This window comes from Thalassolituus sp. UBA2590, from assembly GCF_002339775.1.
GTDB lineage: Bacteria > Pseudomonadota > Gammaproteobacteria > Pseudomonadales > Oceanobacteraceae > Thalassolituus.
In genome coordinates this window covers 1-7,265 of record NZ_DDKU01000058.1, presented here as the reverse complement: position 1 = coordinate 7,265, position 7,265 = coordinate 1, and the positions used below count along the sequence as shown (strand labels likewise).

At 51.8% G+C, this 7,265-nt stretch carries 7 protein-coding genes and 2 tRNA genes; 5 read left to right on the top strand and 4 right to left on the bottom strand.

Annotated features, from left to right (window positions below):
• The 4 genes from B2067_RS05260 to B2067_RS05245 form a co-directional block, all read right to left on the bottom strand.
• Positions 1 to 814, bottom strand: an 814-nt coding sequence (locus tag B2067_RS05260; RefSeq protein WP_301387688.1) for an alpha/beta fold hydrolase, incomplete at its 3' end; no start/stop codon positions are given.
• Between the two features lie 8 nt (positions 815 to 822).
• On the bottom strand, positions 823 to 1,065 hold the full coding sequence (locus B2067_RS05255; RefSeq protein ID WP_076515583.1) for a hypothetical protein: 243 nt from the start codon (positions 1,063 to 1,065) through the stop codon (positions 823 to 825).
• 5 nt (positions 1,066 to 1,070) lie between these two features.
• The gene (locus tag B2067_RS05250; protein WP_301387686.1) at positions 1,071 to 2,042 is read right to left on the bottom strand and encodes a hypothetical protein; all 972 of its coding nucleotides are present in this window, start codon (positions 2,040 to 2,042) and stop codon (positions 1,071 to 1,073) included.
• A 118-nt stretch (positions 2,043 to 2,160) separates the two neighbouring features.
• Positions 2,161 to 2,364, bottom strand: coding sequence for a YgaP family membrane protein (locus B2067_RS05245; RefSeq protein ID WP_301387684.1), 204 nt, complete (start codon positions 2,362 to 2,364; stop codon positions 2,161 to 2,163).
• 153 nt (positions 2,365 to 2,517) lie between these two features.
• Here B2067_RS05245 and alaS point away from each other — a divergent pair, with 153 nt between their 5' ends.
• From alaS to B2067_RS05220, 5 genes are all read left to right on the top strand, one after another.
• The gene (gene alaS / locus B2067_RS05240) at positions 2,518 to 5,145 is read left to right on the top strand and encodes an alanine--tRNA ligase (protein WP_301387682.1); all 2,628 of its coding nucleotides are present in this window, start codon (positions 2,518 to 2,520) and stop codon (positions 5,143 to 5,145) included.
• A gap of 194 nt (positions 5,146 to 5,339) precedes the next feature.
• Positions 5,340 to 6,575: an aspartate kinase gene (locus tag B2067_RS05235; RefSeq protein ID WP_076515575.1), complete on the top strand. Its 1,236-nt coding sequence runs from the start codon at positions 5,340 to 5,342 to the stop codon at positions 6,573 to 6,575.
• A gap of 179 nt (positions 6,576 to 6,754) precedes the next feature.
• Positions 6,755 to 6,949, top strand: coding sequence for a carbon storage regulator CsrA (gene csrA / locus B2067_RS05230; RefSeq protein ID WP_068436997.1), 195 nt, complete (start codon positions 6,755 to 6,757; stop codon positions 6,947 to 6,949).
• Positions 6,950 to 7,016: 67 nt separating this feature from the next.
• Positions 7,017 to 7,106 (top strand) — tRNA-Ser (locus tag B2067_RS05225).
• A gap of 80 nt (positions 7,107 to 7,186) precedes the next feature.
• Positions 7,187 to 7,263, top strand: a tRNA-Arg gene (locus B2067_RS05220).
• Positions 7,264 to 7,265 lie beyond the last annotated feature (2 nt).

The following is a 7,265-nucleotide window of genomic DNA, read 5'->3' as shown; positions in this document are numbered from 1 at the left end:
CCGCCGGTTTGTCGTGCGCGAGCCAGTGTGTCGCATCCGGGTAAGTAGTCAGTGAGCCATTGTCGAGGAATTTTTCGCTGTCTCGCGCCATTTCCAGCGTTAGCGCGAGGTCGTGTTCCCCCCAGAGTATCTGAGTCGGCGTTTTAATCCGATCGCCTCTCGGTGACTTAGGCTGACTACGTAACGCTGAGCGATAGTAGTTGACCATGGCTCGCATAGCTCCAGGAATACGCCAGTGTTTTTGCAGTTCACTGAAGTCCTCGTCGCTGTAGCTGCCTTTATTGGATGTACGCTTGAGAATATCTCTGAAAAAGAAGAAATTATTCACTGGCAACGTCAATTCTGGCAGGCGCGGGATCTGAAAATAGAACACGTACCAGCTTTTTAGCATCTGTACCGGACTTTTACGCACTGTTCCCAGGAATACCTTAGGGTGGGGCACGTTCAGAATGCTCAGGCTGGCAAGCTGCTCAGGTTTATTCAGTGCGTACCACCAGGCAACCATGGCGCCCCAGTCGTGACCGACAAGATGGATTTTCTCAACACCGGCATAACGGCGGATGGCATCGACATCTTTGATCAGCTCATCGACGTGATAGTCGCTTACGTCGGCTGGCTTGGATGAGTGACCATAACCGCGCATATTAGGCACGAAGACACGGTAACCGGCTTCCGCTAACACAGGAATCTGATGGCGCCAGGTGCTCCAGCACTCTGGGAAACCGTGTAATAGAATAACGACCTCGCCATCGGCTGGGCCTGCGTGTCGGGTTTCGAGGCCTATTGGTCCGTTGTAAATGTGGGTAGTGTCCATGATTCCTCTCAATCAGCTGGATTGTCTGTGGAGGTGGTGAGGTCGATCATTCCAAGCATTTGTGCAGCGCCCGTGAAAAGCACGGCGATGCAGATTGCCTGAATTATTATTCTTAGTAATTTCGGTACGCGCAGGAAAGCGAGGTGGTGTTTTATCATGCTCGGATGGCCGAAAGGGCCGATGCCGAGATGTAGCATAGTGACGGCCATAGCCGGCAGCATCATCAGATAGATTACACCACTATTTTCCATGGTTCTTAATCCTTAGTCAGAGACTTAAGCGTGCGCTGACAGTGCATCTGGTTGAGAGCGTCTTCAGCATTTACGGGCTCAATGTTCATGCAGGTGTTCAGCAGCTTGCGTATTTCTTTGCGGAAATCATCTTCATCGAGGCGGATCAGGCCTACAGAGTATTCGTTGTAAACAATTGCCATATCCGGCAATAGTTTCTGAGCTTTTTCAAAATTTTCAATCGCGCTGCTTTCTGTTGCACCGTAAGTAATGCTTCCCAGAAATGAGCCTACGCGTTCAACGATGCCGGCTTCAAGCCCACCCCGTGTGAGAGGGTAAGCACCGCGATCTGGGGCGTACTCCTGCAATTTATCGAGTTTGTCTTGTGCGATAGGAATATAACCGGAGCTGCGGGCCTCTCCTGTGCTCATTAACTCGAGCATGCGGACTTTCGCGTAGACCAGTCCGAACTCTGCAAAGCGGTATTCGGGAGCGAGAGCCAGACCTTCGTTAGATAGGGCTGCGGCTTCCTCAAATTCTTCCATTTTGTCGTCGTGGTCATCAATCAGAAGGGTCGCGTGTACCAGGCGTGAGTAGATTGCCGGTACTTCTCCGACGGGCCCAAGCTGCATTCCCAGCTCGTACGCTTTTTCGTATTGGCCTGAATAGTGCAGTCGCCATACTTCCTGAACCGCATTGGACAGGTCTGAATAGTCACTTTCCTGAATGGCTTTAAATACGGCCGGGTGTGCTTCGGGATCAGAGCCCAGTACCATCATATGGTGAGCGAGACGTGGATAGTCGGTCATCATTGATCTGATCCAGTCGACATCCGGATACTCAACCCGTGTCAGCTTCGTCAGCTCCTGCCACTGCTGTTGCAGCTTATCTCCTGAAAAGTCATATTGCTGAAGATCTTCTGGATAGTCTTTCCAGTCCGTCGCCAGCACTGGAAAGCTTAGTAATACCGATAATGTAAAAATGAGAACGTGTTGCATAAAACCCCCAATAGAGAGGGCCAGTATACATACGCTTTATTACCTTGGCGTGTGGTTTTCCGCCAAAGCTTGAGGAGCTTCGGCGGTGTGGGACGACATCGTTTGCGAGGATAAATATTCAGTTGAATGCGCAGCCAGATTTAATGCCGAATGTCTTCAGAATCCTCGCCAAGGGGCAAAAGCCAGTGAAGGCGGCCTGGAGCATGTTTAACCCTACAAAACCCGTGAAGAACAGCCAGTATTCAGTATGCAGTTGGGATAGGGCGATGCTGAGCAGGATAAACGAACCGGCGATAGCAAAGACGAGACGATCAATGTTCATAGAATTAGCCTGTTTATAATAAAATAACCATGCAGTTATATTATTGCCTGTTTAAAACGTAGTCAACCCATTCCTTGCTGTGGGACTCAGGCCCACAAACCGCTATACTGCCAGGCTTATTATCTCTGAACTCGTTTGGAATCACGCAACCGTATGAAAAGCTCAGAAATCCGCCAGGCGTTCCTCGACTTCTTCGCATCGAAGGGACACGAAATCGTTGCCTCCAGCCCTCTTGTGCCGGGTAACGATCCGACGCTGCTGTTCACTAACGCCGGAATGGTGCAGTTCAAAGACTGTTTCCTCGGTAACGACGTGCGCAACTACACCCGTGCCGCGTCTTCGCAGCGCTGTGTTCGTGCCGGGGGTAAGCACAATGACCTGGAAAACGTGGGCTATACGGCGCGGCACCATACCTTCTTTGAAATGCTGGGTAATTTCAGCTTCGGCGACTACTTCAAAGAGGATGCGATCAGTTATGCGTGGGAGTTCCTGACCTCAAAAGAGTGGCTGAATCTGCCCGTCGACAAGCTGATGGTGACGGTTTACGCGGAAGACGATGAAGCGTTCGATATCTGGAATAAAAAGATGGGCATTCCAGAGGATAAAATCGTGCGTATCGGTGATAACAAAGGTGCACGTTACGCATCGGATAACTTCTGGCAGATGGGTGACACAGGTCCTTGCGGCCCATGTACTGAGATTTTCTACGACCATGGCGAGCACATCTGGGGTGGGCCTCCGGGTACGCCAGAAGAAGACGGCGACCGCTTTATTGAAATCTGGAACAACGTCTTCATGCAGTTCGAGCGCAAGGCCGACGGCGAGATGCTGCCACTGCCTAAACCATCGGTGGATACCGGCATGGGGCTTGAACGTATTTCTGCGATTATGCAGGGCGTGCACAGCAACTACGAGATCGATATTTTCCAGGCACTGCTGAAAGCTGCCGGGGAACTGACGGGTTGCAAAGACACGGAGAATAAGTCTCTGCGCGTGATTGCTGACCACATCCGCTCTACCAGCTTCCTGATTGTCGACGGCGTACTGCCATCGAATGAAGGCCGTGGTTATGTGCTGCGTCGTATTATTCGTCGCGCTGTTCGCCACGGTCATATGCTGGGTGCGTCAGCGGGCTTCTTCAATAAGCTGGTTCCTGCGCTGTGTGAGCAAATGGGTGAAGCCTATCCTGAACTGGTCAACCTGTCTGAGCACGTTCAGAAAGTTCTGCGTATCGAAGAAGAACAGTTCGCTAAGACACTCGATAAGGGGATGGCGATCCTTAACGATGCGATTGCCGATATGAGCGGCGATACCATTCCGGGCGAGACCGCGTTCAAACTCTACGATACCTATGGCTTCCCTCTCGACCTGACGGCGGATGTGGCCCGTGAGCGTGATCTGAAGGTTGATGAGGACGGCTTTAATACCGCCATGGAGAAACAGCGTGAAACTGCCCGTGCCGCTGGCAACTTCTCTGCGGATTACGGACAAGGCCTGGATCTTGACGGTGAAACCGGCTTCCTCGGTTATGAGTCGTTGGAAAATACCGGCACGGTGAAAGCCTTGTTTGTGGGCGGCGAAAAAGTTGAGCAGCTGAAGGCTGGCGACGAAGCTGTCCTGGTTCTTGACGAAACGGCCTTCTACGCAGAAAGCGGTGGTCAGGCCGGAGACACAGGTTTCCTGAAAGCGGATGGTGTTGTCTTCCAGGTAAAAGACACGACCAAAGAGGGCAAAAACCATCTGCACCAAGGTGTGCTGGTTGAAGGCACGGTATCTCTTGGTGATCAGCTGACCGCAAGCGTGGACGCGGAAAAACGCGCCTCCACAGCCATTCATCACTCGGCAACACACCTTCTACACGCTGCGCTGCGCAACGTACTGGGTGAGCACGTCGCACAGAAAGGCTCTCTTGTAACCTACGACAAGCTGCGTTTTGACTTCTCTCACCTTGAGGCGGTCAGACCAGAAGAATTAGCAGAGATCGAGAATCTGGTGAATGCGCACATTCGCGCGAATACACCGGTAGCAACGCGCTTGATGAACATCGATGATGCGAAAGCGGCCGGCGCTATGGCTCTCTTCGGTGAGAAATACGATGATGAAGTCCGTGTACTGTCGATGGGAATGGATGATTTCTCGATCGAACTCTGTGGTGGTACACATGCTCAGCGTACTGGCGATATCGGCCTGCTGAAGATCAGTTCAGAAAGCGGTATTGCTGCGGGTATCCGTCGTATTGAGGCGGTTGTTGGTCAGGCTGCTCTTGATTTCGTCGCCCGTGAAGAAGCGACGTTGACAACGATTGCCCGTGCTCTGAAAGGGTCGACTGATAACGTGGGCGATAAGGTCGAACAGTTGATCAGTCGTAGCCGTCAGTTAGAAAAAGAACTGGATGCACTGAAGAGCAAGCTTGCTTCCAGCGCCGGTTCAGATCTGGCAGGTCAGGCGAAAGATGTAAACGGTGTAAAAGTACTGGCCGCCGAACTGGATGGCGCCGATGTACCCGCGCTGCGTAACACGATGGACCAGCTGAAGAACAAACTGGGGTCCGCGGTGATTATGCTGGCCTCTGCCAATGACGGGAAAGTGACCCTGCTTGCCGGTGTGACTAAAGACCTGATCGGTAAGGCGAAGGCGGGTGACGCCGTTAAAGAAGTGGCTGCTTACGTTGATGGCCGTGGTGGTGGTAAACCAGAAATGGCGCAGGCCGGTGGTCAGAAACCAGAAGGTATTGCCGATGCGCTCAAAGCCTTTGAAGAGTGGGCGGCTGCTAAGCTCTGATCCTTCTCCTGCTGCCGTCTTGAAGCCCGCCCTCGTGCGGGCTTTCTTGTTTTAGTGCACTAATTACAGCGTCTGGCCCGAATTGTTGTGTATCTGGCAGAACAGTCTCGTCCAACGTCTATAGATTGCTTTTCTCGTGCTCCCATTTATTGTTTAATTGCGACCCTTTTGATCAATTGCGCAGATATCCCCATATGGCGTTGTACGTACAGAAATATGGCGGCACCTCGGTCGGCACGACGGAGCGTATTGAAGCCGTCGCAGATAAGCTGAAAGCTTTTCACGATGAGGGTCACCAGCTGGTAGTTGCCGTCTCAGCGATGAGCGGTGAAACGAATCGCCTGATCGGTTTAGCCGGGGCGATTACCGATAGTCCTTCTCCCCGTGAAATGGACGTTCTTGTTTCCACTGGTGAGCAGGTGACGATCGCTCTTCTGGCTATGGCGCTGGAAAAGCGAGGTATCACTGCGCGTTCATTTACTGGCTGGCAGGTGGGCATTAAAACTAACAATGCGTTCATGAAAGCCCGTATTGAAGATATTGAAACCAGCAAGATGCGCGAAGTTCTGGATAACGGCGGTATCTGTATTGTTGCTGGCTTCCAGGGGGTGGATGATGACAACAACATCACGACGCTCGGTCGTGGTGGCTCAGACACCACTGGGGTGGCTCTGGCGGCGGCACTGAATGCTGACGAGTGCCAGATCTATACTGACGTTGATGGCGTCTATACCACTGACCCTCGCGTGGTTGCTGCTGCTCGTCGTATGGAAACCGTGACGTTTGAAGAAATGCTGGAAATGGCCAGCCTCGGATCAAAGGTTCTGCAGATCCGCTCGGTTGAATTTGCCGGTAAATATAAAGTTCCTTTGCGTGTGCTGTCCTCATTCAAAGAAGGCAACGGCACTCTGATTACAACCGAGGAGAACAGCTCCGTGGAAAAACCCGTTATCTCTGGTATTGCGTTTAACCGTGATGAAGCAAAAGTAACAGTTCAGGGTGTGCCTGACGTACCGGGCGTAGCGTCACGAATTCTTGTTCCTGTCAGTGATGCGAACATCGAAGTCGATATGATCGTACAGAACGTCTCTGAAGATGGCTCAACTGACTTCACCTTCACCGTGCACCGTAACGACTACCAGAAAGCACTGAAGCTACTTACAGAACTGGCCGAAGAACTCAATGCGGAAGGCGTTAACGGAACTGATGACATCTGTAAGGTGTCTCTAGTAGGGGTAGGTATGAGATCCCATGCCGGTGTGGCCAGCAAAATGTTTAAGACGCTGGCGGATGAAAGCATCAATATCCTTGCGATTACGACCTCTGAAATCAAGATTTCAGTCGTGATTGAGGAAAAGTACCTCGAGCTTGCTGTTCGTGCGCTGCATACCGCGTTCGGACTGGATGCAGAGGTGACCGAAGAGCACTAAGCTCTGGTGTTATCAGTGGGCGGCCCATGAAGGAATGCCCACTAATAACAAATAGTCCTCACTCTGCGCAGGACCCGGCTTTAAAACTGGCTGATCTGGTCAATACTGGAAGAGTGGGACACAAAGGTGACGAATGTCACAGCACCCTATACAGAAACTGGAATCTGAGGAGAACCTCTATGCTTATTTTGACCCGCCGTGTTGGTGAAACACTGATGGTTGGTGACGAAGTCACTGTGACCGTTTTGGGTGTTAAAGGAAATCAGGTACGAATCGGTGTGAATGCCCCTAAAGAAGTTGCAGTACACCGCGAGGAAATTTACCAGCGCATTCAGCGCGAGAAGGACGGTGGTGACCCTAACGGTAACTACTAACGCCTTAATTTTCTTGAATTTTTCCTTTGAAAATTCTCTGAACGTGGTATGATGCGCGCCGTGATGTGGAGAGATGGCCGAGTGGCTGAAGGCGCGCCCCTGCTAAGGGCGTATAGGTTTACCCCTATCGAGGGTTCGAATCCCTCTCTCTCCGCCACGTTCTTTCTGCTTCGGCAGAAGCGTATTTAAGTCGTTGACACCTTACTCAACAACCCTATAATACGCGCCCCACGATGCGCGCTCGTAGCTCAGCTGGATAGAGTACCTGGCTACGAACCAGGCGGTCGGAGGTTCGAATCCTCCCGAGCGCGCCATT

Coding starts and splice junctions, on each gene's coding strand:
- B2067_RS05255 (WP_076515583.1), bottom strand. CDS start 1,065: ATGGAAAATAGTGGTGTAATCTATCTGATGATGCTGCCGGCTATGGCC.
- B2067_RS05250 (WP_301387686.1), bottom strand. CDS start 2,042: ATGCAACACGTTCTCATTTTTACATTATCGGTATTACTAAGCTTTCCA.
- B2067_RS05245 (WP_301387684.1), bottom strand. CDS start 2,364: ATGAACATTGATCGTCTCGTCTTTGCTATCGCCGGTTCGTTTATCCTG.
- alaS (WP_301387682.1), top strand. CDS start 2,518: ATGAAAAGCTCAGAAATCCGCCAGGCGTTCCTCGACTTCTTCGCATCG.
- B2067_RS05235 (WP_076515575.1), top strand. CDS start 5,340: ATGGCGTTGTACGTACAGAAATATGGCGGCACCTCGGTCGGCACGACG.
- csrA (WP_068436997.1), top strand. CDS start 6,755: ATGCTTATTTTGACCCGCCGTGTTGGTGAAACACTGATGGTTGGTGAC.